General features: G+C 63.4%; 26 protein-coding genes and 1 tRNA gene. 20 read left to right on the top strand and 7 right to left on the bottom strand.

Annotated elements, in window-relative coordinates:
- The first annotated feature begins 5 nt into the window (after positions 1 to 5).
- Positions 6 to 839 carry a DUF7119 family protein gene (locus tag ABDZ81_RS04205; RefSeq protein WP_343772614.1) on the top strand — a complete coding sequence of 278 codons (834 nt, stop codon included), beginning with the start codon at positions 6 to 8 and terminating at the stop codon, positions 837 to 839.
- Positions 840 to 890: 51 nt separating this feature from the next.
- A tRNA-Lys gene (locus ABDZ81_RS04200) sits at positions 891 to 964 on the top strand.
- A 296-nt stretch (positions 965 to 1,260) separates the two neighbouring features.
- Here ABDZ81_RS04200 and ABDZ81_RS04195 read toward each other — a convergent pair.
- Complete coding sequence (locus ABDZ81_RS04195) at positions 1,261 to 2,097, bottom strand: hypothetical protein (protein WP_343772613.1); 837 nt, start codon at positions 2,095 to 2,097, stop codon at positions 1,261 to 1,263.
- A gap of 418 nt (positions 2,098 to 2,515) precedes the next feature.
- On the opposite strand from ABDZ81_RS04195, the gene ABDZ81_RS04190 reads away from it, so the two are divergent.
- The 8 genes from ABDZ81_RS04190 to ABDZ81_RS04155 all read left to right on the top strand — a co-directional run bounded on the left by ABDZ81_RS04190 (position 2,516) and on the right by ABDZ81_RS04155 (position 11,431).
- Complete coding sequence (locus ABDZ81_RS04190) at positions 2,516 to 3,319, top strand: DUF8054 domain-containing protein (RefSeq protein ID WP_343772612.1); 804 nt, start codon at positions 2,516 to 2,518, stop codon at positions 3,317 to 3,319.
- 178 nt (positions 3,320 to 3,497) lie between these two features.
- Positions 3,498 to 4,574 (top strand): TrmB family transcriptional regulator, encoded by a 1,077-nt coding sequence (locus ABDZ81_RS04185; RefSeq protein WP_343772611.1) that lies wholly within the window; start codon positions 3,498 to 3,500, stop codon positions 4,572 to 4,574.
- Positions 4,575 to 4,987: 413 nt separating this feature from the next.
- The gene (locus ABDZ81_RS04180; protein ID WP_343772609.1) at positions 4,988 to 6,430 is read left to right on the top strand and encodes an extracellular solute-binding protein; all 1,443 of its coding nucleotides are present in this window, start codon (positions 4,988 to 4,990) and stop codon (positions 6,428 to 6,430) included.
- Positions 6,431 to 6,433: 3 nt separating this feature from the next.
- The gene (locus ABDZ81_RS04175) at positions 6,434 to 7,456 is read left to right on the top strand and encodes a carbohydrate ABC transporter permease (protein ID WP_343772608.1); all 1,023 of its coding nucleotides are present in this window, start codon (positions 6,434 to 6,436) and stop codon (positions 7,454 to 7,456) included.
- Positions 7,457 to 8,425: a carbohydrate ABC transporter permease gene (locus ABDZ81_RS04170; protein WP_343772607.1), complete on the top strand. Its 969-nt coding sequence runs from the start codon at positions 7,457 to 7,459 to the stop codon at positions 8,423 to 8,425.
- 2 nt (positions 8,426 to 8,427) lie between these two features.
- Positions 8,428 to 9,621: an ABC transporter ATP-binding protein gene (locus ABDZ81_RS04165; RefSeq protein ID WP_343772606.1), complete on the top strand. Its 1,194-nt coding sequence runs from the start codon at positions 8,428 to 8,430 to the stop codon at positions 9,619 to 9,621.
- 2 nt (positions 9,622 to 9,623) lie between these two features.
- The gene (locus tag ABDZ81_RS04160) at positions 9,624 to 9,827 is read left to right on the top strand and encodes a DUF8005 family protein (RefSeq protein ID WP_343772605.1); all 204 of its coding nucleotides are present in this window, start codon (positions 9,624 to 9,626) and stop codon (positions 9,825 to 9,827) included.
- A 215-nt stretch (positions 9,828 to 10,042) separates the two neighbouring features.
- Positions 10,043 to 11,431, top strand: coding sequence for a glycerate kinase type-2 family protein (locus ABDZ81_RS04155; RefSeq protein ID WP_343772604.1), 1,389 nt, complete (start codon positions 10,043 to 10,045; stop codon positions 11,429 to 11,431).
- On the opposite strand, the gene ABDZ81_RS04150 is transcribed toward ABDZ81_RS04155, so the two are convergent.
- The 4 genes from ABDZ81_RS04150 to ABDZ81_RS04135 all read right to left on the bottom strand — a co-directional run bounded on the left by ABDZ81_RS04150 (position 11,428) and on the right by ABDZ81_RS04135 (position 14,688).
- Entirely contained in the window at positions 11,428 to 12,789 is a 1,362-nt protein-coding gene (locus ABDZ81_RS04150; RefSeq protein WP_343772603.1) for a GntP family permease, read from the bottom strand. The genes ABDZ81_RS04155 and ABDZ81_RS04150 overlap by 4 nt on opposite strands.
- Positions 12,790 to 13,178: 389 nt before the next feature.
- Positions 13,179 to 14,195 (bottom strand): tyrosine-type recombinase/integrase, encoded by a 1,017-nt coding sequence (locus tag ABDZ81_RS04145; protein WP_343772602.1) that lies wholly within the window; start codon positions 14,193 to 14,195, stop codon positions 13,179 to 13,181.
- Positions 14,192 to 14,428: a hypothetical protein gene (locus ABDZ81_RS04140; protein WP_343772601.1), complete on the bottom strand. Its 237-nt coding sequence runs from the start codon at positions 14,426 to 14,428 to the stop codon at positions 14,192 to 14,194. Before ABDZ81_RS04140 ends, ABDZ81_RS04145 begins: the two co-directional genes overlap by 4 nt.
- Positions 14,425 to 14,688, bottom strand: a complete 264-nt coding sequence (locus ABDZ81_RS04135; protein WP_343772600.1) for a hypothetical protein — start codon at positions 14,686 to 14,688, stop codon at positions 14,425 to 14,427. The genes ABDZ81_RS04140 and ABDZ81_RS04135 overlap by 4 nt, the downstream gene beginning before the upstream one ends.
- 469 nt (positions 14,689 to 15,157) lie before the next feature.
- On the opposite strand from ABDZ81_RS04135, the gene ABDZ81_RS04130 reads away from it, so the two are divergent.
- Positions 15,158 to 15,391: a hypothetical protein gene (locus tag ABDZ81_RS04130; protein WP_343772599.1), complete on the top strand. Its 234-nt coding sequence runs from the start codon at positions 15,158 to 15,160 to the stop codon at positions 15,389 to 15,391.
- Positions 15,392 to 15,503: 112 nt separating this feature from the next.
- Positions 15,504 to 15,956, top strand: coding sequence for a hypothetical protein (locus tag ABDZ81_RS04125; RefSeq protein ID WP_343772598.1), 453 nt, complete (start codon positions 15,504 to 15,506; stop codon positions 15,954 to 15,956).
- 379 nt (positions 15,957 to 16,335) lie between these two features.
- Here the strand turns inward: ABDZ81_RS04125 and ABDZ81_RS04120 are convergent, their stop codons facing one another.
- On the bottom strand, positions 16,336 to 16,932 hold the full coding sequence (locus ABDZ81_RS04120; protein ID WP_343772597.1) for a hypothetical protein: 597 nt from the start codon (positions 16,930 to 16,932) through the stop codon (positions 16,336 to 16,338).
- A gap of 441 nt (positions 16,933 to 17,373) precedes the next feature.
- Between ABDZ81_RS04120 and ABDZ81_RS04115 the strand changes: the two genes are divergently transcribed.
- The gene (locus ABDZ81_RS04115) at positions 17,374 to 17,787 is read left to right on the top strand and encodes a type IV pilin domain-containing protein (RefSeq protein WP_343772596.1); all 414 of its coding nucleotides are present in this window, start codon (positions 17,374 to 17,376) and stop codon (positions 17,785 to 17,787) included.
- Positions 17,787 to 18,188, top strand: coding sequence for a type IV pilin domain-containing protein (locus tag ABDZ81_RS04110; RefSeq protein WP_343772595.1), 402 nt, complete (start codon positions 17,787 to 17,789; stop codon positions 18,186 to 18,188). Before ABDZ81_RS04115 ends, ABDZ81_RS04110 begins: the two co-directional genes overlap by 1 nt.
- A gap of 520 nt (positions 18,189 to 18,708) precedes the next feature.
- Here the strand turns inward: ABDZ81_RS04110 and ABDZ81_RS04105 are convergent.
- The gene (locus tag ABDZ81_RS04105) at positions 18,709 to 18,912 is read right to left on the bottom strand and encodes a DUF8053 family protein (protein ID WP_343772594.1); all 204 of its coding nucleotides are present in this window, start codon (positions 18,910 to 18,912) and stop codon (positions 18,709 to 18,711) included.
- A gap of 116 nt (positions 18,913 to 19,028) precedes the next feature.
- Between ABDZ81_RS04105 and ABDZ81_RS04100 the strand changes: the two genes are divergently transcribed.
- The 6 genes from ABDZ81_RS04100 to ABDZ81_RS04075 all read left to right on the top strand — a co-directional run bounded on the left by ABDZ81_RS04100 (position 19,029) and on the right by ABDZ81_RS04075 (position 24,151).
- The gene (locus tag ABDZ81_RS04100; protein WP_343772593.1) at positions 19,029 to 19,466 is read left to right on the top strand and encodes a DUF8023 family protein; all 438 of its coding nucleotides are present in this window, start codon (positions 19,029 to 19,031) and stop codon (positions 19,464 to 19,466) included.
- Between the two features lie 25 nt (positions 19,467 to 19,491).
- Positions 19,492 to 19,623 (top strand): hypothetical protein, encoded by a 132-nt coding sequence (locus ABDZ81_RS04095; protein ID WP_343772592.1) that lies wholly within the window; start codon positions 19,492 to 19,494, stop codon positions 19,621 to 19,623.
- 87 nt (positions 19,624 to 19,710) lie between these two features.
- Positions 19,711 to 21,408 (top strand): Env/VP5 family phage fusion protein, encoded by a 1,698-nt coding sequence (locus ABDZ81_RS04090; RefSeq protein WP_343772591.1) that lies wholly within the window; start codon positions 19,711 to 19,713, stop codon positions 21,406 to 21,408.
- Between the two features lie 4 nt (positions 21,409 to 21,412).
- Positions 21,413 to 22,186 carry a DUF8063 family protein gene (locus ABDZ81_RS04085; RefSeq protein WP_343772590.1) on the top strand — a complete coding sequence of 258 codons (774 nt, stop codon included), beginning with the start codon at positions 21,413 to 21,415 and terminating at the stop codon, positions 22,184 to 22,186.
- Positions 22,183 to 22,983 (top strand): hypothetical protein, encoded by an 801-nt coding sequence (locus ABDZ81_RS04080; protein ID WP_343772589.1) that lies wholly within the window; start codon positions 22,183 to 22,185, stop codon positions 22,981 to 22,983. Before ABDZ81_RS04085 ends, ABDZ81_RS04080 begins: the two co-directional genes overlap by 4 nt.
- Positions 22,976 to 24,151, top strand: a complete 1,176-nt coding sequence (locus ABDZ81_RS04075) for a P-loop NTPase family protein (RefSeq protein WP_343772588.1) — start codon at positions 22,976 to 22,978, stop codon at positions 24,149 to 24,151. Before ABDZ81_RS04080 ends, ABDZ81_RS04075 begins: the two co-directional genes overlap by 8 nt.
- Positions 24,152 to 24,194 lie beyond the last annotated feature (43 nt).

The following is a 24,194-nucleotide window of genomic DNA, read 5'->3' as shown; positions in this document are numbered from 1 at the left end:
CAGTGATGACTGCAGACCGGTCGGAGGACCAGCGAGATGCGGGTGACCGAGATGCGGGCGACTCGTCGGACACCGGCGAGCAACGCTCGTCGAGCCCCGGCTCGCAAGCTCGCGAAGACGCCGGAGAGCAAAGCTCTCCAACCCCTCGCTCGTCTTCGTCTCGCGAGAACGCGTCCGGCGAGGCGGTACAGCTGCCCTCGGATCGGGACGAACCCGTCGGCGCGCCCGTCGTCCGCGGCGACGAGGCGGTCACCGGCGACCGCGCACAGCAGGCCGTCCAGTTCGATCCCGACGACCCGGAGAGCCTCGCGCAGGCCGCCGAAACCGTCCGCGCGTTCGCGGAGAACACCGCCGGCGCGGACGACAACGTCTACATGCTGCGCGGTGCGGCCGCCTGCGCGGCGCTGGTTCGCGGCGAGGGGTCCTACAAGGCGGCAGCGGAACGCGCCGGCGGTGAAGCCACCGTCGCGTTCATCCGCAAGTGGGCGCGCGTCCACGACCTGCCCCAGTCGATCCGCCGCCACGTCGCGATGGGTCACATCGCTCCGACCGCGGCCAAGCACGTCGCGCGCGTGAGCGGCGAGGCGCGGTTCGACCTCGCGTGGGCCGTCCTCGACAACGACTTGACCGTCCGCGAGGTCCGGACGCTCGCCAGCGAGATCAACGACGGCGCGAGCGCCGAGCGCGCGCTCGCCGACCGCGAAGTCCGACTGGGGCGGATCGCACTCGATCTCCCCCCGGACGTGTACCGTGAGCTTCGGCGTCGCGCCGCGCTCGACGGCAGCGATCCCGACGACCTCGCCGCCGAGGCGCTGACCGCCGAGTTCGCGGATCGCTGATCGGGGGGCATCAAAAGCGTTTAATCGCCCCTGCTCCAAGCGAGTGACAGAGGGCCGGTAGCTCAGTTAGGGAGAGCGTCTGGCTTTTAACCAGACGGTCGGGGGTTCAACTCCCTCCCGGCCCGTTTTCCTGTGAGGAACGGACGTGACGAGCGAAGCGGCAACGGTGGAGTTGAAGTAGAGAACGCCGAGCGGTAGCGAGGCGTTCTCTACTTCAACTCCCTCCCGGCCGACCGAGCGGGGCGTGCGGTGGCGATGCTGATTCGCGGACTGCCGGCGCTGACCGAGGTACAGCGTCGACATCGAACAGCGGCGTCAAAACCGAACAGCGGCGTCGCCATCGATCGTCGTCGAAGGATCGAAAAACGGCGTCAAGCAGGACGCAAAATCGAGTAGCGGCGTCAGAAAAACGGCGGGCGCGTCACTCGCGACGCGGCAGGTAGGCCATCCCGAGCAGGATGAACCCGGTCGCGCCCGAGAGGAACGAGATCATCAGCAGGCCGTCGGTCCGGTCGTGGAAGAACGACTGCTGGTCGGCTTGCTCGTTGTACGCGTCGACGTTCGTGCTGAGAACCACCGAGCTGTCGGTGGGGAAGTGGGCGACGAGCGTCTCATCGCCGAACTCCTCGGTCGTGCCGCCCTCGGTCAGCGTGACGTCCTCGGTCACCTCCTCGGACCAGGAGAGCTGGACCGAGCCGTTGGTCACGTTGCCGACGGTCGCGTTCTGGCCGTCGTACTGGATCGCGTCGCCCTCGCTGAAGTTGAACCGCTGGAGGCCCTGATACTCGTCGATCGGGATGATCTGAGTCTCGCCGTCCTGCTGGACCTCGACGACGCGCTCGCCGTCGTCGTTCGTGTAGACGGTGACGTCGTCGCCGGGCATCTGGCGCAGCGTGAACTCGGAGACGTTCGTCGCGTTCTCGATGACGACCTCGTACTCGCCGTCGTTGTACTCGATGGCGTTGTCCGGGCCGGTCGCCAACTCCGCGCTGCCCTGCTCGGTCACGTTCCACTCGATGGTGGCTTCCATGTGGGCGCCGCCGCCACCGCCGTGACCGCCGCCGCTGGGCTCGGTCATGCCGACGCTGGTTACGGCGTAGGTGGTGCCGTTGATCTCGAACTCGTCGCCCTCCGAGAAATTGTACTCGGGGTCTTCTACCGTGATCGCGGGCTCCTGCGCCGCCCCCGCGAACGCGAACGCCCCGACCGCGATGACGAGAAAGAGAGCGGTGTACACGGCCGCTGCTCGTCGTTGCATAATCGGGAGGTGGGACGCGTACCGTATAACGATTACCTTTCGTCCGAGAACCCGCCCAGCGCCGGTTCGCGTGGCGACGATCCGCGGGAACGTTGTTTTTATCTATCATATCGAAGCTATTAATATCGCGACGAACCAAGCTTCCTACGCCAGCGCTTGCTGGGATGCCGCGTCCAGCTGTGTATCCTCGCGTTCGTCGACTGGCCGGGCATCGGACGTAATACGCGGGTTCCCGCGGGCGGGCGAGTCCCGCCGTCCCGTTTCGATGTGCGTTCGATCCGACCAGCGACGCCGATCGCCAGTGACTGCTCCGCCGCCGTCGCCAACGCTTTTATCGGCTCACTGTTCACGTCTCGGGTGTGCAATTCGATCGTGACGATCAGGCGAACGGAGGGGGCGAGGACGCCCCGGGTGCGCGATGAGCGCGTTCGAGCGGATTCGGCGGCCCGAGTACACCGGCCGGAACCGCTGTTGGCCCTGTACGATCACGAACGCGGCGCTACTGGCGGTGCTGGGCGCGGTCGCCGCGGTCGTCTGGCTACCGCTGGCGGCCGCAGTGCTCGCCGGCGGCGGCGCCGGGATCTGGCTGCGGGGGTATCTGGTGCCGTACACGCCGCGGGTAGCGCCTCCGCTGTTCGATCGGCTTCCGATCTCGTCGCCGAAGTCCGGCGAGGCAACTGGCCGCGGCAGCATCGCAGGCGCGGGCGACTCGGCGGCGCCGGATGGCGAAGCCGTGCTCGGCGCGCTGCTCGATGCCGGCGTCGTCACCGACGACGGCGAGGCGCTCGCGCTCGATCCATCGTTTCGGGACGCGTGGACGGACGAGCAGCGTACGCTACGCGATGCCGACGGCGAGGCGCTGGCGGCAGCGATCGAGTCGACGACGCCCGAGGGAGTGACTGCGCGGGCCCAGGGGACCAACGGCGCTCTGATCCTCGTCGAGGGGTCTGACGGCGGCGTCACGCTCGCGCGCCCGATCGCGGTCGCCGAGGCCGCGGCGGCTCGCGCGCTCGAAACGACGGCGCCCGAGCTGTCGGCCGCAGTACGGGCTGGTGCAGTCCGCCCCCTCCGCGGCTTCCTCGAGAGCTGTCCGGTCTGCGAAACTGAGGTCGTCGAGACGACGCCGCGGAGCTGCTGTGGCACGACGAACCCTCGCTACGAGGACGACCGAATTCTCGCCTGTCCGTCGTGCGATCGCCGGCTCTACACGTTCCCCGCCTGACGATCGCGTCGGGGGCAGGCCGGAACCTTTTCACAATGGGATGAATATCTACGTTCCATGTCATCGTGCGACCGTCTACCGGGACGTGCTCCGACGCATCGCCGTTCGAGTCCGCCGAGCGACAGTACTGGACCGTCGATCGGCTCCGACGGCGAAGCCCCCGCCAGCAACTGACCACATGGAGCGCGACGACCTCGTTTCGATCCTCGAGGACGCCGGGCTGTCGCCGTACCAGGCCGACGCCTACGTGACAGTGCTGGAACTCGGCGCCTCGCCCGCGACCGAGATCGTCGACGCCTGCGGCGTTCCGGACCCGCGAATCTACGACGTCCTGCGCGACCTCGAGGATCGAGGATACATCGAGACCTACGAGGAGGGATCGCTGCACGCTCGGGCTCACGACGTCAAGTCGGTGCTGGAGGATCTTCGGTCCCGCGCCGAGCAGCTCTCGGAGGCGGCCGAGGACATCGAGGAGCGCTGGGAGCGCCCGGAACTGGAGGACACGGACGTCCGGATCGTCAAGCGGTTCGACACCGTCCTCGAGCAGACGGCCGACGCGATTCGGTCGGCGTCCGATCAGGTGCAGATCTCGGTTTCTCCCTCCCAGTACGAGACGCTCCGTCCCGCACTGGCCGACGCGCGCCGGAACGACGTCAACGTCAAACTCTCGATTCACACTGGCGAGGGGGAGCACGACGACCTGCCCGCGCCCGAGGACGTGGCCGAGGTCTGTTCGGAGGCGCGCCACAGGGAGATCCCCTCGCCGTTCCTCGCCATCGTCGACCGATCGAAGGTCTGTTTCGCCCCCCACGCCGGCTCGATCAACGAGTACGGCATCATCGTCGAGGATCGAACTCACGCCTACGTGTTCCACTGGTTCTTCCTCAGTTGCCTGTGGGACGTCTGGGACCCGCTGTATACGGCCGATCAGGACGACCTGATGCGGACCTTCAGCGACATCCGCTACTGCATCCGCGACATCACGCCGCGCCTGGAGGAGGGCGAGACGGTCCACGTAACGGTTCGAGGAATCGACACGAGGACCGGCGAGGAGCGCAGCATCGAGGGGGTCGTCGACGACGTCATCACGACCGGGAATCTCCATACGAACGACGACGTCTCGGTGGCGCAGTACGCTGGGCAGGCGACGATCGTCGTCAGGACCGATGACGGCCTCGTGGAAGTGGGCGGGTGGGGCGCGACTCTCGAACAGATCGAGGCGTTACGCATCAGCGTTACCGAGATCGACTCGTGAGGCCGTTGAGATCGGTGAGTGCCCCCGTCGGACCACGGTCCAGCGACGAAATTCTTTGCGATCGTTCCCGTTCGTAGCCCCGATCTGGTTTCGGTGAGCGCTCTCACGGCCTCGTGCGCTCATGAACGAATGAATGTGCCACGTTAACTTCGGACAAACATTTATATTCGCGTACGACGGATTTGGATCCGATCCCGTGGTCGGGAAGCGGCGTGACGCGAGTTCCGTCGGTCGGTGGAACTCACCGTCCGCGCCGGATGCCCACTCGCCGAGCGGTATGCCGCCGTAGCATCACTGTACCATCGCGTTTTCCCCGTCGACTGGGCGAGTAACGCCTCGCGACATCATTCGTTTACAACACCAGTTGTATTGCACCATTAATTATAAATAGCTATCTCCGGACTGTGTAATAGATGCCTGGCAAGCAATCGGACAACGGATCGCGAGTATCGCGGCGGAACTTCGTCAAGGCGGCCGGCGCGTCGGGCGCGGCGGTCAGCATGGCCGGCTGTATCTACGGTAACAGCGGCGGCAGCAGTGACGCCGTCGTCTGGGGCTTCGACCCGACTGCGGCCGACGAGATCGGAGACGACCTCAAGCAGCTGTACGCGGACAACGGCGTCGAGGCCGACATCGAGCTTCGCCCGGGCGACTCCGAGACGGGGGCCCGCCGGGACAACTACCAGCGGCTCCTCGAAGCTGGCGAGTCCGAGCCCGACATCTTCATGATGGACAACGGTTGGGTGAACGTGTTCATCCAGCAGGGCCTGATCGCCAACCTCAGCGAGGAGCTGGACGAGTCGGAACTCCAGACAGTCGAGGACGACTACTTCACCGGGTTCACCGACACCGCCCGCGCGCCGAGTTCGGGTGACCTGTACGGCCTCCCGATGTACCCGGACTTCCCCGTGATGCAGTACAACAAGGCACACGCTCGGGAGGCCGGCTACGGCGAGTCCGACTTCGAGACGTGGGCGACCGAACCGAAGACGTGGCAGGAATGGTCCCAGCTCACCGCGGAGATCCAGGAGGCCGCCGACGTCGAGTACGGCTTCACGACCCAGTGGGACATCTACGTGGGAACGGCCTGCTGTACGTTCAACGAAGTGATGTCGTCGTGGGGCGGCGCGTACTTCGGCGGCCGCGACAATCTGTTCGGTCCCGTCGGGGAGCGTCCGGTCACGGTGAACGAACAGGAGACGATCGACTCCCTTCGCATGATGCGGACGTTCGTCGACGAAGACTACGACAACGCGCTCGAGGGGTACGCGAGCGGCATCATGCCGTCGGACGTCACCCAGTGGGTCGAGGAGTCCTCCCGGGCGCCGATGGCGGAAGGCAACGCCGTCATGCACCGCAACTGGCCCTACGCGATCGGGAACAACGCGGCCGAGGACGCGCTCGGCGTCGACAACTACGGTACGATGCCGATGCCGTACGCCGTCCCCGAGAGCGAGGCCGCCCAGCCCGGGACCGGCGGCACGACCTCGGCCCTCGGCGGCTGGCACATCGTCCTCAACCCGAACTCGGAGCGCAAGGAGGAGGCGCTGGAAGTGATCCGCGCCACGATGACCGACGAAGTCAGCCTCGGCCTGTTCGAGCTCTGGGGATGGCTCCCGCCCAAGCCGGAGCTGTTCTCGTCCGACCGCGCCGCGGAGACCGGCGTCGTCGGCAACTACCTCGACACGATCCGGGTCGCCGGCGAAAACACGATGCCCCGCCCGGTCACCGAGGTGTGGTCCAACCAGTCGACCGTGATCGCCGAGGCGGCCAACGAGGTCGTCGCCGGCGAAACCTCCGCCGAACAGGCGATGAACGACCTCCAGAGCTCGCTCGAAGAGATCGAACAACAGTAGGATATGGCGGCAGAAACACAGCCGGACGCCACGACGCGCGAATCGCGCAAGTCGGGGGCGCTCGTGACGCTCACGCGCCGGATCGAGAACCTCGGCGAGACGGGGTTCGCCTACCTGCTGTTGACGCCGGTGTTCGTCCTGTTGGGGACGGTCGCGCTGTACCCGCTGCTGCGGACGTTCGAGCTATCGCTGTACCAGAACCTCGTCGGCCTGGGCGAGGCCGAGTTCGTCGGGATCGAGAACTACGTCAGTCTGTTCACCGGCGATGCCAACCGCTGGCTCCCGGGCTCGACGACGTTCTTGCCCGGCGTGAGCGTCAACGGCACCTTCCCGTTCGTCCACCTGAACGGCCTCCTGCGGAGCGCCCTCGCCGTCACGCTCATCTTCACGCTCGTGAGCGTCTTCTTCGAGACGCTCATCGGCTTCGGGCAGGCGCTCGTCCTCGATCAGGACTTCAGGGGGCGCGGCTGGGTCCGCGCCGCGATCATCATCCCGTGGGCGATCCCGATCGTCATCCAGGGGATGATCTTCTTCCTGATGTTCCACCCCCAGACCGGCTTCCTGACGGAGATCCTCGCCCAGTGGGGGATCGTCGCCCAGACCAACACGCTCAACGACACGGCCAGCTCGCTGTTGATCATCACCGTCGGCGACATCTGGAAGACGTCGGCGTTCATGGCGCTTTTGATCCTCGCCGGCCTGCAGAGCATCGACCGCGGCCTCTACGACGTCGCCGAGGTCGCGGGTGCGACCAGGTGGCAGCGGTTCAAGCTGATCACGTTCCCCCTGATCCTGCCGACGCTGGGGATCGCGATCCTGTTCCGGACGATCCAGGCGATGCGGATCTACGGGCTCATCGACTCGGTGTCGAGCTGTACCGTCGTCCCGTCGCTGTCGTGTATGGTCGTCGAGACGTTCAACACCCAGCGCGGCCTGTCGGCGGCGCTGGCGTTCGTCACGGCGGCCATCATCGGCGTCGTCGTGATGGTCGTGATCTACCAGCAGTACAAATCGGGTGATATATAGATGGCAACCGATCCGGACGCCGAGTCGAACCTCGGCCCGCTGTCGCGGTGGACCAGGCGCGTGATCACCGATCAGGACACCCGCGACCGGCTCTACCGGGGGCTGTTCTACGCGGTCACGCTGTTTTTCCTCGTGACCACGCTGTTCCCGTTCTACTGGTTGCTGGTGCTCGCGTTGACGCCGAACAACGCGATTCTGAGCGGCGACTGGAACCTGCCGTTCCTCGCTCCCCAGGGGTTCAACCCGCAGGCGTTCGTCGAGGTGTTCCAGCAGATCCCGTTCCACCTCTACGTGCTGAACAGCTTCATCCTCGCGACGATGACGACGATCATCGTGCTGGTCATCGCCAGCCTCGCGGGGTACGTGTTCGGCCGGTTGGAGTTCCCCGGCCGGGGACTGCTGATGCTCGGGATCCTGATGATCTCGTACTTCCCGCCGGCGGCGTTCCTGCTGCCGCTGTTCGACGCGTTCGTCGGCAACGCGATCGAGGTGCCGTTCCTCGGCATCGAGCTGTTCACGCCGCCGCGGCTGGTCAACACCCCCGGGTCTATGGTGTTGCCCTTCAGCGCGCTGTTCCTGCCGCTGTCGATCTTCATCCTCACGACGTTCTACGCCCAGATTCCCGACGGGCTCGAGGACGCGGCGCGCGTCGAGGGGACGACGCGGCTCGGCGCGCTGTTCCGAGTCATCATCCCGCTGTCGGCGCCCGGCGTCGCCACCGCGGCGGTGCTGACGTTCATCTCGGTGTACAACGAGTACTTCTTCTCGTCGATCATGTCGCTCCAGAACGAGCCCAGCGAGTGGTCGCCGCTGGTCGGCGGGATCCTGAGCTACCAGACCCAGTACACGACCGACTTCAACCTGATGGCGGCCGCCGCCATCATCGGCGTGCTGCCGGTCGTCATTCTGGTCATCATCGCACAGGAGAAGATCGTGAGCGGACTGACTGCGGGTGCACTCAAGGAGTAACCATGGCAAACGTAACACTCGACAACGTGACGAAGCGCTACGAGGACGTCGTCGCCGTCGACGACATGAACCTCGATATCAGGGACGGCGAGTTCGTCTGTCTCGTCGGCCCCTCGGGCTGTGGCAAGTCGACGACGATGGAGACGATCGCCGGCCTCACGAAGCCCACCGAAGGGACGATCCACATCGGCGAGCGGGACGTGACGAAGCTGCCGCCGAAGGACCGCGGGGTGGCGATGGTGTTCCAGAACATCGCGCTGTTCCCCCACATGGACGTGTACGACAACATCAGCTTCGGGCTGCGGCTGCGCGACTACGACAAGGAGGAGATCGACCGCCGGGTCGAACGCGCCTCCGACATCGTCCAGCTCGAGGGGATGCTCGACCGGATGCCCGAGGAGATGTCCGGCGGCCAGCGCCAGCGCGTCGCGATCGCCCGCGCGATCGTCCGGGAGCCCGACGTGTTCCTGATGGACGAGCCGCTGGCGAATCTCGACGCCAAGTTGCGCGTTCACATGCGCACGGAGCTCCAGCGCCTGCACAAACAGCTGGACACGACGATCATCTACGTCACCCACGACCAGGCCGAGGCGATGACGATGTCCGATCGCATCGCCGTGATCAACAGCGGCGAGCTCCAGCAGATCGACCCGCCGCTGGTCTGCTACAACGAGCCGACCAACCGGTTCGTCGCTGGCTTCATCGGCTCGCCCAGCATGAACATGGTCGACGGCGAGCTCACACCCGGCGGCGTGACGACCGACACGTTCGAGGTCGCGCTCGATCCCGAGTCGCTATCCGGCGTCTGGGACGGCGACCCCGTCACGCTGGGGATCCGCCCGGAGGACGTCCACCCCGCCGAGGCGGCCGACGAACTCGCCCACCCGACCGCGCCGATCGAGGTGACGACCGACGTCCTCGAACCGATGGGCGACGAGATCTTCGTCTACCTCAAGCTGGACGGCGCCGAGGCCGACGACACGATGGAGGGCGAGCGCTCGTCGAACTCCCTCCTGATGAGCGTCGACCCGGACAGCGACATCGCGGAGGACGACGAGATCAGCGTCGTCCTCGACGCCTCGAAGGTCCACCTCTTCGACGCCGACTCCGGCGACGCGATCGCCCACGGCGTCGTCGACACCGCCGCCGCCCCCGCGGCGGACTCGGCGGTCGCCGAATCGGAGGGAGGTGACTGAGCGTGGTCAGTACGGTCGCGCTGGTGTACTTCGGCGGCATGGCGGTCCTGTTTTTCTTCTGGATCTACGGGATCGTCTCGTTCGGCCTCGATCTCAAGAACAAGATCATCCCCGGCGCCCGTCAGTACCTCCGCGGTCGCCGAAAGCTCAAGGAAAAGCGCAAGCGCGAGCAGGAACAGGAAGAGCGCGAACAGCAGCTGTACTGAGGGCGGTTCGTTTTTTGCGGGTCCTCGGTGATCCCCGGCTTTCGGGCTCACTATTCGCGTCTGAACTTCCGTAGATCGCGTCCGAGACCGCCGCCGCTGGCTTCGATCGCCGTCACCGTACCGTGACCGCTCCGATCCCGATGATTTTAGCCGTTCCCGAAAGACGGGGTGTCTATGAACGTATCCGGACACGCCGATCGAACGGGTGTTTCCGCGTGATCGAGGACCGCGACTCCCTCGCCTCCAGCGAGGCCCGCGAGACCGCACTCGAGTGCATCGAGGCCGGCATCGAGGCGGGCCACCCCCGGACGGTCGTCCGCGACGCAGTCGCGCTCGAGGGGGACTCCCTCAGCATCGCCGACGCGACGTACGACCTCGCCGAGTACGAGGAGGTCGTCGTCCTCGGCGGCGGCAACGCCGCGGCGCACGTCGCGGTCGCGCTCGAGGACATTCTCGCCGATCGGATCGACGGCGGCGTCGTCGTCACGGACGATCCCGTCGAAACTGAGCGCGTGACGGTTCGCGAGGGCGATCACCCGGTGCCGAGCGAACGCGGCGTCGACGCGACGCGAGAGCTGCTCGCGGCCGCGGACGCGGCGGACGAGGAGACGCTCGTCCTCGCGGCGATCACCGGCGGCGGGAGCGCGCTCATGGCCGCTCCCGCTGGGGACGTCTCGCTCGCCGATCTCCAGAACACGACCGACGCCCTGCTCGCGAGCGGGGCGGATATCCACGAGATCAACGCGGTCCGCAAACACCTCTCGGCGCTGAAGGGCGGTCGGCTCGCGCGTCGCGCCGCGCCCGCGACGGTCGCCTCGCTGATCCTCAGCGACGTCGTCGGGAACGACCTGAGCGTGATCGCGAGCGGTCCCGTCGCCCCCGACGAGTCGACGTTCGACGACGCCATCGCCGTCCTCGATCGCTACGGGATCGACGCGCCCGACGCCGTCGTAACCCGCCTGGAGCGCGGCGCCGCGGGCGAGATCGACGAGACGCCGAGAGCGGACGATTCCGCGTTCGCGACCGTCTCGAACCACGTCGTCGCGGACGGCATGACGGTGCTCGAGGCGGCCCGAGCGGCGGCGGCCGACCGCGGCTACGAGACGCTCGTGCTCTCCTCGCGGGTCCGCGGCGAGGCCCGCGACGCGGCCACGACGCACGTCGCCGTCGCGGAAGAGATACGGGCGACCGGCACGCCGGTCTCGCCGCCGGCCGTGGTGCTCTCCGGCGGCGAGACGACGGTGACGATCCGCGGCGACGGGACGGGCGGTCCGAACCAGGAGTTCGCGACGAGTGCGGCGCTCGAACTTGGCGGCGGCGGAACCGACGCCGAAGCCGGGGACGATAGCGGCGCCGAAGCCGGAGACGAAGTCGGCGCCGAGGGCCGGATCACGGTCGCGGCGGTCGACACCGACGGCATCGACGGCGCGTCGGACGCCGCCGGCGCACTGGTCGACGGGACGACCGTCGAGGATCCCGACGCGGCACGCGAGGCCCTCGCCGAAAACGACGTGTATCCGTTCCTCGAGTCCCGCGGAGGCCTCGTCCTGACGGGACCGACCGGGACGAACCTCAACGATCTGCGGGTGCTGGTCGTCGACTAGAAGACCAGTCCCGCGGCGTTCCGGAGGACGACGATCCAGACGATGCTCGAAACGCCGAGCACCAGCGTCGCGAGCGTCCAGGCCTGGTAGGCCGTCGCCGTCTCCATGTCAGAGAACTCCGTGATGATCCAGAAGTAGGAGTCGTTCGCGTGGCTGACGGTCATGCTGCCGGCGCCGATCGCGAGCACGGCGAACACCTGGCCGAGCTCGGTGTCCAGTCCGAGCGAGCCCAGTAGCGGTGCGACGAGGCTGGCCGTGGTCAGGATCGCGACCGTCGAGGAGCCCAGCGCCGACTTCATCGCCGCGGCGATGACGAACGCGGCCAGCAGCCCGATGCCGAGGCCGCCCAGCGTGTCGGTGATGAAGTTCTCGAGGGGCAGCGCGCCGAGGACCTCGCCGAACGCGCCGCCGGCGCCGGTCACCGCGAGGATGACGGCGGCGTTTTTGATCCCGTCCGAGACCCACTCGTCGGTGACGTCGCTACTGAAGTCGGGCACGATCGCGAAGGCGATGAACGCGCCGATCAACAGCGCGACCGCCGGGTCGCCGAGGAACAGCAGCCAGCGCTGGAGCGCCCCGGTGATCAGCTCCGGGTTTTCTGCTTCGGGGTAGGCCGCGATCGAGCCGAGCGCGATGAGCACGATCGGGATCAGCAGCGGCGCGAACGACGCGGCGCGCGACGGCATCGTCCCGTACTCGTCTTTGATCTCCTCGATCGTCATCTCCGGGTTGGGATCGATGTGGTAGTTCGACGCGACTCTGTCGGCCCAGATCGCGGCGACGAAGACGATCGGGGCACTGACGATGATCCCGGCGAGCATGACGAGGCCGATGTCCGCGCCGATGATCCCCGCGGCCGCGATCGGGCCGGGCGTCGGCGGGACGAACACGTGCGTGACGTAGAGTCCGCCGGCCAGCGCCACGCCGAGCGTCGACAGCGAGAGCCCGGAGCGCTCGGCGAGCGATCGGTTCAGCCCGGAGAGGATGACGAACCCGGAGTCGCAGAACACCGGGATGGAGACGAAGCTCCCCGTGATCGCCATCACTTCGGTCGTGTGATCTTCGCCGACGTAATCGAGAATCGTTTCCGCGATGACGATCGCCGCACCCGACCGCTCGAGGCAGGTACCGATGATCGTCCCGGCGATGATGACGATCCCGATGTAGCCGAGGATGCCGCCGAACCCGTCTGTCACCAGCGACGCAGCCTCCGCGGGATCGAGCCCCGCGGCGAGACCCGTGAAGTAGGCTGCCAGAAGTAGTGCGAGAAACGCGTGCAGGTCTAACTTCGCCGTGGCGACGATGATGAACGCCACTGCCGCGGCGAGCAACAGTACCAGTGGGAATCCTTCGAGCATGCGACCGGTACACAATTACGAACTATAATGAATGTACTGGTCCTCCCAGTTATTTGTGATATCTATCGCTATTCGTATTGTTGATATAATGTGGTATGAGTCGATAAATCCTGTGTGCAACGTAGATGGTATATTATATATGACATAATGGTCAACTTGTTTACGTTAATTGTGTCACTCCATTGGTTTCTTTTCCGGTCTCCGGAACTGCCCCGTTGCTCGGATAGTTTGCGTCCTGATCTCGCGAGAGATCGCCGGAGTTGCAAATCTAATCGGCGTTCAGACTTCGCTCGTCACGTCAGTTCCTCGCAGAATCCATGGGCCCGCTCGGGTCCTGTCGTCTTTGGAATCGCCTGACTGCGTAGGGGAACTAAGTTTGCTCATGGCTGTTAGTTGGTTGGTAGGTGGTCGCGTCGCTGTTCCATCTTCTCGCGCTCGGTGCGCCGGTCGTAGTGCCGGTCGAGAACGTCGCGGCTCACGTCGCAGCGTTCGCTGACGATCTCGACCGGAACGTCCTCCAGGAGGTGCGCGGTGATCGCGCCGCTTCGGATGTCGTGGGGCGACCGCGATGACGGGCACCGGCTCGACGACCGCGTTTCCATCGCGGGGCAGTCGTCGGGGTCGCGATCGTGCGGGCATTCCTTCCCGACCGTACAGGGTCGGGTGATCCGGTAGATCGTGTCCCGGATCGTCGACGCCGCCGGGCGCCCTTGTTGGGTCGTTACCAGTGGTTCGCGGTCGTATTCGTCCGTTTTGTCGTGCCGCGGCCCGTCGATATACTCCTCCAGCATCCGAATCAGGCGCCCGTCGAGTGCGACCATGCGCTCGGCGTTTTGCTTGTTCTTCAGCGGCGTCCCCGTCTCCGGACGATGTACCAGTTCGAGCGCCTGTTCCTCCGGGTAGAAGTCGCCCATGTCTAGGGCGCGGATGCTCCCGGTTCGGATTCCCGTCCGCCAGAGTAGTGCGAACACTACGTGCGTGCGGCTGGCGTACTGATAGCGACTGACGTATTCGAGGATATGTTCGGCGCGCTCCGGGTCGAGCTTCGTCTCGCTCGCCCGGTCGGACTCCGAAAGCGTCGGTAGGAGTACCTTCGATGCCAGCCCTTCCGGAACGGCGTCGACCGAGGCGCAGAACCTGAGGAACGCCCGGAGCGTACTCAACTGCCCACGAAGCGTGACCGGCTTCAGTTCGCCGTCATCGCGCCGATCGACGCGGTAGGCGTGGAGATCACGCCCGGAGAGATCGTTAATATTCGTGATGCTATTTTCCTCGCACCACTCGACGAACATCTTCAGCCGGTATTTGTGAGAGGTCAGCGTCTCCGAAGTCACCTCGTCGCGACGGCTGTCGAGATACAAATCGACGGCAGCCTCCGGCGCCAGCGGCTGGAGCTCGTCGCTCACGTCGATCCCTCGGTTTCCGCGGCTTCGATCTCGGCGATGTCCTCTTCGTCGACGCGATCCGCGATCGCCTCAACGATCGTGGCGGCGTCGGCGCGCTTAGCGGGACCAAGCGATGGGCGGACCTGTTCGACGGCCTCGGTCGGCGTCTCGGCGGGACCGGTCAGCAGCGGGATCACCGCGGATCGAGCGATATCCTGCACCGTCATCCAGTGCTGGCGCTCGCGCAGGTTCATGCCGATCCCTCCCGGTGCTCGTAGGGGCCGACGGTCGTGATGAGTTGAATCTCGTCGCGCGTCCGCGTCTCGCCCGATCGCTTGTCGTGCAGCTCGTGGAACTCGGGAGAGAACTCGTCGTCGTGGCTCATCTGCCGGGCGCACTTGGCGCACCAGAAGTGGTTGTTCGTCGGCTCCCACGAGCGATGCCCGCGCGGGCACACCCATCGCCAGCGATCGGCCTCGTCGTCGAGGTGGATCGTCGTCTTGCGTCCAGTCATCACGCCGACCTGACGAACTACCCTACAAAAGCGGTCGGCCTTGTCTGCAAAGTGGAAGTGAAACTGTCCGCTCTGGCGTCCGAAGCGCCGTCTTGCCGACAGCCATGCCCATAGCCCATCGCTTTCGGGAGGCTGGGGGCGAGTGAAAGTGGTTGGTTTCGATACTGGAGATCGTGCGGGGTGTTTATACCCCGTGTCGTGCAACGCGGTCATGCTTCCGTAGGTGGGTACGGGAGCCACGGCGGGCCGGTATTCCAGCACCGGGCCCGCCTTTTCGGACAGATCACGGCGCCGACCGCCGGGTCCGTGTAGCTTCCGTATCCATACCGTTTCGATGCCAGTTACTTATAGTTTGCAGCATAAACTGAAATTCTTGCAATTGAAGCTGCAGCAATTGCGAGAAACCAAATCCGGTAAGTATCGCGTCTGAGTGGGTTCGTCAATGACGCGGCGAAAGCGGGGTCCCTGGATGAACTCGGCGACGGATCCCGTACTGGAATTTCTCGACGAGCACGAGATTGCGGTCCCGATCGGCGTGCTCGACAACGAGCTTGACCCCTCTTATCGGACCATCAAAACTGCTCTTGAGGAACTCGAAGAGAGAGGATATGTAGAGCGGGATAGAAACTATACGACTCATTTTCGGATTACCTCACGTGGGAAAGAATATCTCAGTGGTGATCGCAATGCGAGGAATGAGTAGTAGGGAATGAGAGTCTCGTTGCTGGGTTCTTGGTTGGATTTCAGGCCAAACAATCCTCCAGCAGATCCAGTAAAGCATTAATTTTTTATGTCTTCTAACAAACTATATCCTCGTGACACGAGACTACCACTTTGTGAACACAAATGAAAGGCATCTCCCAGACGACGCTACTGGGACTGAAATTTATGCACACAATGTTGTAGCTACTTTCGGGGATTACGAGGAGTTCGGATCTCACCTCGAAAACCTCTCCCCTGACGATCTGGTGTTCTCTTATCAAAACGGAGTCGGTGTCCGCGCGATCGGTCTTGTCGTGGGAGCATTCGACGAGACAGCAGTTGAACCGAGTAATATGATCTTCCACGATGCGGATAGTCCGGAGAGTGAATATCACGTTCCTGTTCGATGGCAGACTGTTTTGAGTGAATCTGAAGCGATTTCAGCTCAGGAAGTAGAACAAATTTGTGGACGACCGGTCTTTGGTAGCGGCGCCTACACGCCACTAGATGAGGGGGATAATCCCGGACAATTAGCCGACGAGGTATACGCTCGGGCACGGAACTAAGAAGCTGAGAATCCCCTTATCTATCTCTCCTCCTATAGTGTAGTTTATTTACTCCGTCAAAGGAGATATTGCAAGACTCATCTTCAGAAGATAGATCAGAACCGATGAAGTGACAAATAAGTAAAAAGTGTCTTTTTTCAATTAGAGTCAATTCTTCGTTGATCTAATGTCGGAAAATTCCACATCCGACGAGTCGAATCGCACGTGTCCCATTTGTGAGAGTGACCTAAAACGCGATCCATTCACCAGGAATCTCGAATGTTCTAATCCTCGCTGTGGATTCCGATCTATCAAATTAGAATAAATGCCTGTTCCATCTATTAGAGGAACGAGGTCAGTGACTTGAAGAACGCTCAATGCCAGCAAAGACTGAGAACAATTACTTCGGCGAGCCGATTTTCTCGTACAGCGATTGCGCTGCCGCCGAGGACAAGTAGATATTCTTCGCCGAGACGGTCACCGACTCACCAGCTACGCTTTCGAAGAACGCTGCCAGCGCCTCCAGGTAGTCCGGCGAGCGATCTTCGGCGACCTGTAGCATCCGCTTGTCCTCGAACTCGACGGCGCGATTCAAGAGGTAGACGTCAACGAAGTCGAGTCGGATCGACCCGGGCGCGTCGTCGAGATACGCCGGCAGCGAGATGCTCGCGTCAGGGTTCTTGTCTGCGATCGGGGCGCCGAGGACGTGGAGCACACGCCCGAGCACCGTCCCGTGGGCTGTGGGCCGTAGTTCGGTCGCGCGGTCGGGATCGTCATCGCGCTCGACCGCGTACTTGACCCCCAGCGTCTCGAAGTCAGATCGGAGCTGGTCGGCGTCCGATTCCGATTCGACCGCGAACAGTGGAGCAAACGTATCAGACGCGAGGCTTCCGCCGGAGAACACCCACGCGACGAGCCGATTGAGCGCTTGGAACTTCGGGTCGTCGTAGGTCAGTCGGAGCCACCCGTGTTGCTCGGCGATCTCGACGCCGCGCATCGGGTCAGGTTTCGCGTCGCCGTCAACCCAGGGACGGATTCGGCTGCGCGGGAGCTCGAGCGCAGTGGCTATCGCTTGCGAGCCGCGGTTCGGATGATCCGCCGCGTATTCGATCACCCGTCGGTAGTCCTCAATTCGATCATACGGGTCCTCGTATGCCCCACTATCGTAGGTTCTGGAGAGATCAGCATCGGTGACGAAAGGTGGTTCGATCATAGCGTACCTATCTTTAGTTACTGTTTAATTTGTTCTCTTGTAGACCAGTCAAAGTTAGGGATGGATTTATTACGTATAGTTGGTATAGCACTGGTAACGCCGGGCCCACGACAGAGGGACACCGTGGCGGTGATAGGTACATAGTAGCCGATCGCCTCACCACTGGTATCAGGTACCAGTGCTTAGTCCTTTGCTGTCGTTCGCCGGCGGAACCAACCGCAAACAATGAGACTCAAACAGCTATTCACGGACGATGAGGCCGTGTCGCCGGTTATCGGCGTCATCCTCATGGTCGCAATAACGGTCATTCTCGCCGCCGTGATCGGGGCATTTGTCCTCGACATCGGTGGCAGTCAGGAAGCAGCACCGCAAGTGAGTTGGGACTATTCATTCAACAGTAGCAATGATAATGTCACCGTCTCACATAATGGTGGGGAGGACATTGACACGTCGACGTTAACTGTCGATGCAGCAGGAAATTCGTATAGTGGTAATGACTTCAATACTACTGGAACCCTTAGCTCTGGCCAGACCTTAATAACCGCGAAACACGGCTCTGGTGATGAAATTCAGATCATTTGGGCAGCTAGTAGCGGAGATAGTTCGAATGTGATCGGAAGCCAGGAGGTTTCCTCCTAATGAAACTCAAACAGCTATTCACGGACGATGAGGCCGTGTCGCCGGTTATCGGCGTCATCCTCATGGTCGCAATAACGGTCATTCTCGCCGCCGTGATCGGGGCATTCGTCCTCGACATCGGTGGCAGTCAGGAAGCCGCTCCTCAAGCACAGTACGGTTGGAGCAATAGCAGTGGAGATATCCTCCTAGATCACAATGGTGGGGAGGATCTGAATAACAACACACTCAGTATCCAAACTAGTGGTAGTGCAACTGCACAGTCCTTCGCTAGTGGTGGTTCCTTCACGGCTGGCGATACTATGCAAGCAGCAACCAGCTTCAAAGAAGGAGATAGTGTAACCCTGATCTGGGAAGCGTCGAGCGGAGATTCTAGTCAAGTTCTGAGTGAGTACGGCGGGTAGAACCCAACCAACTACTATTCGATCTCTTTTGGCAAGTAGACAGTCTGGACTTATCATACCTTCGTGTAGTATGATACCGATAGTTCCGACATTCTCAACAGCTCTAACTGGTCGGACGTGAACTCGCGCCAATGCTTCTGTCTATTTTTTGTCCTCCAGATAGTGCCGGATTGCGGCATCAATCGCGTCGGCGCGTGTTCTCATCGGTCACACCTTCGAGCTGGTCGAGTAGTCGTTCCCGTTCGTCGTTCAGGGGGTAGCTGTAGTGGCTCATAAGTACTGATTGATGTACCGGCCCTGAAATACAGGCGAAACCAGCTCTCGCGAGTCACGAACTCGTCCGCTCTTTATGTACTGCTGTTCAACCCCGAGTCTACAGCGGAGACGGGAGCAACTAACCGACCGGATTTGATGTACTCTCGCGGCAGTAGCCCCAACGCAAAAATACATCAAACCGGATTGGCCATTCAATCCGTATCTGACTCCACGGGACTGATCTGAGAACCGCCTTCCAGACGTCTCATGCTGAGAGTTCCTCAACCTCGGGCACGGTATCGCCGTCGACCGCACGCACGAGGTACGCGCCCTCGTCGACGCGCTGAATGTACATCTCCTGGTCTTCGGGGATCTCCCCGTCGTCGCCCACGATCCCGTCGAGTCGCAGTTCGTCCTTGTCGAGCGAGACGACCGGCGTTCCGTCGCGGTCGCAGAGTTTTCTGAACATCGGCACAACCGGCGGCTATCCGATTGCACTTAGTCGTTGCCCCTGTGACCACGGCGTCGCCACGCGATCACCAAAATCCGGAGTTTGACATTAGAGCGGATAGCCGCGATGGTCGCATGGCATTGAGCCTACCGGAGAACATGGTTCCCCCTGGCGTCCGCCGGGAGGATGGTATCGACCTGACCGACAGCCTGCTCGCGCCGATCTTCGTGATGGCCACGATCGCGCTGACCGGGCTGTTCAACCTCACTACGGGAACGTTCCCGTACGACTGGTCGTTCGACGACGCGCTGTACGCAGCCCACGGCACCGAGATCACCTGGGCGTTCGTCGTGACGATGGCGGTGATCTTCATCGCCTGGATCACGAACGGCCAGACCACCCGCGAGGATCTGACCGACATGGAGTTCGTGATCGTGCTCCTGATGGTGATCCTCAACATCCTGAGCGCGCTCGTGCCCGCCGTCGCTGTCGCGGTCAGTGCGGCCTGGTACATCGGCGTGTTCATGGTGATGCTCAACGGCGCCGGCTTCTGGATTATCGCCTACAAGTAACCGCGAAACACGGAGACTCAACACAATGAGCGTTCATATTTCGGACGAACTCGAACAGATTCACCCGGAGACCGTCGCGTTCATCGCGTTCTCGGGTGCGGCAACCGCGCTTGCCGGGGTCGGCGGGCTGCTCGCGGCGACGGCGGGGGTGGTCTGAGTGGCGGTCGACGAGAGCGTCGACGAAATGGACAGATCTGGTCGCGCCCACAGCCCACAAATCGGGCCGTCCCTGTCGCGCCGGCGGATGCTCCAGGCGACGGCGGCCGGCGGGGCGACCGCGCTCGGCGTCTCGGGGCAGCTGCCCGATCGCCTCGACCCGACCGCCGATGCAGAGGCGGCAGTCCCTCTCGTGCTGGCAGGGTACGCGGTCGGGACTGCCGCGGCCGCTGGCCTCGGCTACGTGATCGGCAGCAACATCAACGGCACCGATCAGGCGGAGTTCGACCAGAAGAACGAGTACGAGCAGTGGGTGAACGCCTACACCGACGCGAGAGCGGCCCGGCAAGAGGACAAGACGGTGCTGACGAGCCTCAAGAGCGACGCGCGCTTTCTCGACTCGAAGGCGGAAGAGGAAGCGACGTTTGCGATTTACGAAACCGCTCTCGAAGGCGGCACCGAGTCGGACGCCCTCACTGCCGCGAAGAACGCGATTGATCGCGTCTACTCGGTCCCCGAGAAGAATCTCATCACGTGGTGGGAACAGCGGTACACTCTGGCGGTCACCCTCTCCGAGCGGTTGATCGACTCCAGCACCGTGAAGGACAAGATCACGCCCGAACGAGCCGGGAACTTCGAATGGGATTCAAGTATCAACTCCCGCCTAGACGGAGGCACAACCCGGAGCTACGAGCTTCTAAATGGTGAGACTCACCAGATCACCGAGTGGCTGGATATCTCTAACGGGCGCGCTCACCTGTTCACTCCCGACCATACCGCGGAGGTCGGTACCAGCGGGAACCTGATCACGGACTACCTCGACGCCCGCGACGACGACTCGGTTTCGTGGCCGCACTCCGACAACCTCACGCAGTACACCGTGATGCCGCCGGATACGGGCGAGTTCTCGGAGATCGACGGGAGCAATTACGACTACTCCTTCGATAGCCGGCAGCACCTGTTCAACGCGCTCGAATACTCCGCAATCATGCGGGAACTGCATGACAGCGCCACGGCGACGAAAGACGTCGCTCAGTCTCTCGTCGATAACTTCTTCCAGGCGGCGAAAGACGGCGATCTGAATCTCGCCGATATGCTCGCGCCGAGCGCGCTCGCCGAAACTGCGGCGAACGCCGACGACTTCGCGGAAGCGGCGCTGCTGTTCCGCTCGATGAACATCCCGCAGGCGACCGAGGCGGCAGTGGTCGAGATCCCGACCGCCGAGGGCACCGAATCGATCCAAGACGGTAGCGGGAGCGGTGGGAACACGACGAACACGACGAACACCTCGGACTCGACGACGGACTCGACGCTCGAATACGAGTCCGGTCGTTTCGAGGGGATCTTAGCGTGGACGACGCCGGACGGGAACACGCTACCGGTCGGCACGACGGTTCCGGTCGGTAGTTTCCCCGGTACGTTCTATTTCGCGTTCAACTACGAAGACGACGCCGGGAACGTGCAGGCCGACGTTGCCGAACTGACCGACGAGTTCACTATCGTTCGCACTGAGAACGATAGCGACGAGCTGGCGTTTGAGACCCGGCAGATGGTCACGACCGACACCTCGCCCGAGGATGCTCGGAAGATCCTGGTAGAGAACCGCGACGCTGAGAACGAAGCCCGGGAAGAAACGATCAACGTGGTCATGGATGATGGCGGTGGCGGACCAATGTTCCCGAAACTGGATGCGCCCGACGTTCCGGGCGGCTGGCTCGGTGGGGCGGCGATCATCGGCGGGACAATCACGGCCGTTAGCGCGTTCGTGAGCAAGGTGCTGCCCTGAGACCATGCGCCGGATTTTTCTTGCGCTGCTGCTGGCGACAGCGGCGGCTCTGGCGATGGGCATGGGCGTTGGCCCGGCGATCGGGCAGGAGAACGAGTCGGGCGACGAACTGGACCTGCCGCCGGAGGTGGCGGCGTCGGAGATCGTGAGCCTAATAGAGAACGACCCCGACGAGGTGCCGGCGGTCACGATCGAGCGCGTTCAGGAGTGGGGCAACCATTCGGCGGTGCGAGACGAGCTCACCGACGAGCAGTTGAGCGAACTCGACGAGTGGCTCGCCAAGGCGCCCGATCCCGAGGAGCTCCGCGACGAGCAGACCGCGGCGCCGATCGACGAGAAGGAAGATCTCGAGTGCGAGCGCGTGGTCGATAACCAGACGTGCGTAACGGCGTGGACGTACGACGAGGGAACGTTTACGCTGACCTTCTGGAGCGAGGAGGGAGCATCGCTCGGGCTGACCGAGGCGAGCGACTGGAGCGAGAACAGCAAGCAGTTCGCCTACGCGTCGAAGGAGATCGACGCAGGCGAAACGACAGTAACGTTCCGCGTCTACCAGGAGTCCGGCGCTGGCGTCGGCATCATGTCGGAAGCGGCGCGCGAAGCCGAGCAGGGCGGGGCGATCATCAGCACAGGGAGCGATGACGCCGACCAGAACCCGCTACAGACGTTCGGCGGTGAGTCCGGACTGTTCACCGGCGTCATCATGTCGGTCGTGCTGGCGGCGCTCTCGGCGGCGTACGTCGTCCGCTCCGAGGATAGCGGGGTGATCGAAGCGTGAGCGACACCAGCGGTACCTTCGGTGGGTGGTCGGATCGGCTCACGTACATCCTGGCAGAGGGCCAGCTGCTCGTCGCGGGGCTGGCCGTCTCGTTCGGCATCGTGCTCCTGTGGTTCAAGCCGTCGCTGCCGGGCATCCCGCCCATCGCTGGCGGGATCTTCGCGGCGCTCCTACTCCTGGGGCCGCCACTGACGGGGCTGTTCGTGACCGGTGCGCGGGCGCTCCGGAACCGGAACATGGTGACGGTCTACCATATCAACGGCCAGACCGATACTCGGAAGAAATACTACGTCGAGCCGGGAGCGTGGGCCGAGAAGACGGTCGAAGGCCCGAGTCCGTACCTGTGCAACGACGGCGAGGCGTTCGAGGTACGGGAGTTCAACTGGTTTGAGGATACGGGCCAGTTGACCGTGCGAGGCTGCTACATGAGCCAGATGGCCGACTCGAAACTCGTCACGACGAAGGCGATGCTCGAAGACGTCCACGGCGATCTCGTCGAGGCGTACCTCGAGCTCAATCGCCTGCGTGGGCGGATCTCGAAGATGGGCCTGGAGATACAGAGCGACGTGATCAACGAAGAAGCCGAGGCGGACGAACGCGGGTTGATGAACCCGAAGACGGCCGTCAAGGAACGCTTCGAGGACGCCAAAGCGGACGCCGAGGAAGACGACTTCGAAGAGATTCAGGACATCGGCGGCTACGTCGAAGAGTACGCCGAGGAACACGACGCGCCCCACGGCCCGCCCGCGACGCTCTCGCCGGATCAGGCCGCCACCGACGGAGGTAACGATGGGTGACGAGCAAGACAACTACACGGTCGGCGGGTTTCGCGAGTTCCAGAGCGGGAACCTCGAACGCGATCCCGAGGAGGTAGTCCCGCACTCGGGGTTCGTCCGCGACGAACAGGTCGACCGTCAGATGACGATGCGGGCGATCCACCACGATCCCGACCGCTGGGAAGGCAAGCCCGCCGCGGACTACCTCAGCGTCCAGAAGAACCGCGACATCCTGCGCGCCGAGGGGAGTGAGACGGCCCGGAACGCGATGCAGAACGGCGACACGGTGACGCTCAAGCACTACGTCGGCGATCCGTCCCAGCACGCCGACATGGCCGGGATCAAGACGGTGACGCGAATGCAGGAGATCGTCGCCGGGCCGGCGCCGGTGATCGTGATCCTCGGCGAGATGGGCGCGGGGAAGTCAGACTTCGCTGGGCTGTTGGGCCAGCTGCGCGAGCGGTGGGTCGACGGCGACCTCCTGGTCGGCTCGAACATCCGGACGCTCGACCGCAACGACCAGTGGGTCCGCGACGACGGGAGCGTCGAGGACGGGTACATCCCGCACTACCCGCTGTTGACCGAGTGGGTCGAACAGGACGGCGATCCCGTCGAGAACACCCAGCAGCCGAAGCTGTTCGTCGGCGACGAGTTCTCGTCGAACGCCAGCGGGACCGGCGAGGACGGCCATTTAGTCCGGAAGCTGATGGGGCCGCTGGTGTTCAAGATCCGCAAGTACGGCGGCGCTCTCATCTACATCGGCCACGACGAGAGTTCGATTCACCCGATGCTCTGGCGCGTCGGCACGATCATCAAGAAGGAATCGAAGAAGAAAGCGGTCGTCGCCGACCGGATCTCGGGCGGGAAGCTCGTCGATGTCGACCCGCGCCCCCTGGAGGGCATCCCGCCGACCGACTGGTCGATGAACACCAAAGAGGCGAGCGAGTGGTCCTGGCAGGCGCCGTCGAACGACGAGCCCGCGACCGACGATCTCGAACGTGACGACATCAAACGCGTCGCGATGTGGACCATCAAAACGTGCGTGCGCGACCAGGGCATGACGCCCAACCAGGCCGCTGAGTTCGTTCCGTTCAGCAACACGACGGTCTACAATTGGCTCGACGACTACGACGAGGGCGACCGAGAGAAGCGCGAATGGGTTGAAACGGTCGACCGGGTGATTGCATGACGGCGTCAGGATTCCAACGTTGCAAGTTCAACCGACCCCCCTT

The sequence above is a fragment of the Natronoarchaeum mannanilyticum genome, from assembly GCF_039522665.1.
GTDB lineage: Archaea > Halobacteriota > Halobacteria > Halobacteriales > Natronoarchaeaceae > Natronoarchaeum > Natronoarchaeum mannanilyticum.
Note: the sequence above shows the minus strand (reverse complement) of the source record. Positions and strands in the feature narration are given on the sequence as shown.

Coding starts and splice junctions, on each gene's coding strand:
- ABDZ81_RS04185 (WP_343772611.1), top strand. CDS start 3,498: ATGGAGCGCGACGACCTCGTTTCGATCCTCGAGGACGCCGGGCTGTCG.
- ABDZ81_RS04150 (WP_343772603.1), bottom strand. CDS start 12,789: ATGCTCGAAGGATTCCCACTGGTACTGTTGCTCGCCGCGGCAGTGGCG.
- ABDZ81_RS04140 (WP_343772601.1), bottom strand. CDS start 14,428: ATGAACCTGCGCGAGCGCCAGCACTGGATGACGGTGCAGGATATCGCT.
- ABDZ81_RS04100 (WP_343772593.1), top strand. CDS start 19,029: ATGGCATTGAGCCTACCGGAGAACATGGTTCCCCCTGGCGTCCGCCGG.
- ABDZ81_RS04090 (WP_343772591.1), top strand. CDS start 19,711: ATGCTCCAGGCGACGGCGGCCGGCGGGGCGACCGCGCTCGGCGTCTCG.
- ABDZ81_RS04180 (WP_343772609.1), top strand. CDS start 4,988: ATGCCTGGCAAGCAATCGGACAACGGATCGCGAGTATCGCGGCGGAAC.
- ABDZ81_RS04190 (WP_343772612.1), top strand. CDS start 2,516: ATGAGCGCGTTCGAGCGGATTCGGCGGCCCGAGTACACCGGCCGGAAC.
- ABDZ81_RS04105 (WP_343772594.1), bottom strand. CDS start 18,912: ATGTTCAGAAAACTCTGCGACCGCGACGGAACGCCGGTCGTCTCGCTC.
- ABDZ81_RS04120 (WP_343772597.1), bottom strand. CDS start 16,932: ATGCGCGGCGTCGAGATCGCCGAGCAACACGGGTGGCTCCGACTGACC.
- ABDZ81_RS04115 (WP_343772596.1), top strand. CDS start 17,374: ATGAGACTCAAACAGCTATTCACGGACGATGAGGCCGTGTCGCCGGTT.
- ABDZ81_RS04130 (WP_343772599.1), top strand. CDS start 15,158: ATGAACTCGGCGACGGATCCCGTACTGGAATTTCTCGACGAGCACGAG.
- ABDZ81_RS04170 (WP_343772607.1), top strand. CDS start 7,457: ATGGCAACCGATCCGGACGCCGAGTCGAACCTCGGCCCGCTGTCGCGG.
- ABDZ81_RS04165 (WP_343772606.1), top strand. CDS start 8,428: ATGGCAAACGTAACACTCGACAACGTGACGAAGCGCTACGAGGACGTC.
- ABDZ81_RS04095 (WP_343772592.1), top strand. CDS start 19,492: ATGAGCGTTCATATTTCGGACGAACTCGAACAGATTCACCCGGAGACC.
- ABDZ81_RS04135 (WP_343772600.1), bottom strand. CDS start 14,688: ATGACTGGACGCAAGACGACGATCCACCTCGACGACGAGGCCGATCGC.
- ABDZ81_RS04195 (WP_343772613.1), bottom strand. CDS start 2,097: ATGCAACGACGAGCAGCGGCCGTGTACACCGCTCTCTTTCTCGTCATC.
- ABDZ81_RS04085 (WP_343772590.1), top strand. CDS start 21,413: ATGCGCCGGATTTTTCTTGCGCTGCTGCTGGCGACAGCGGCGGCTCTG.
- ABDZ81_RS04110 (WP_343772595.1), top strand. CDS start 17,787: ATGAAACTCAAACAGCTATTCACGGACGATGAGGCCGTGTCGCCGGTT.
- ABDZ81_RS04175 (WP_343772608.1), top strand. CDS start 6,434: ATGGCGGCAGAAACACAGCCGGACGCCACGACGCGCGAATCGCGCAAG.
- ABDZ81_RS04075 (WP_343772588.1), top strand. CDS start 22,976: ATGGGTGACGAGCAAGACAACTACACGGTCGGCGGGTTTCGCGAGTTC.
- ABDZ81_RS04205 (WP_343772614.1), top strand. CDS start 6: ATGACTGCAGACCGGTCGGAGGACCAGCGAGATGCGGGTGACCGAGAT.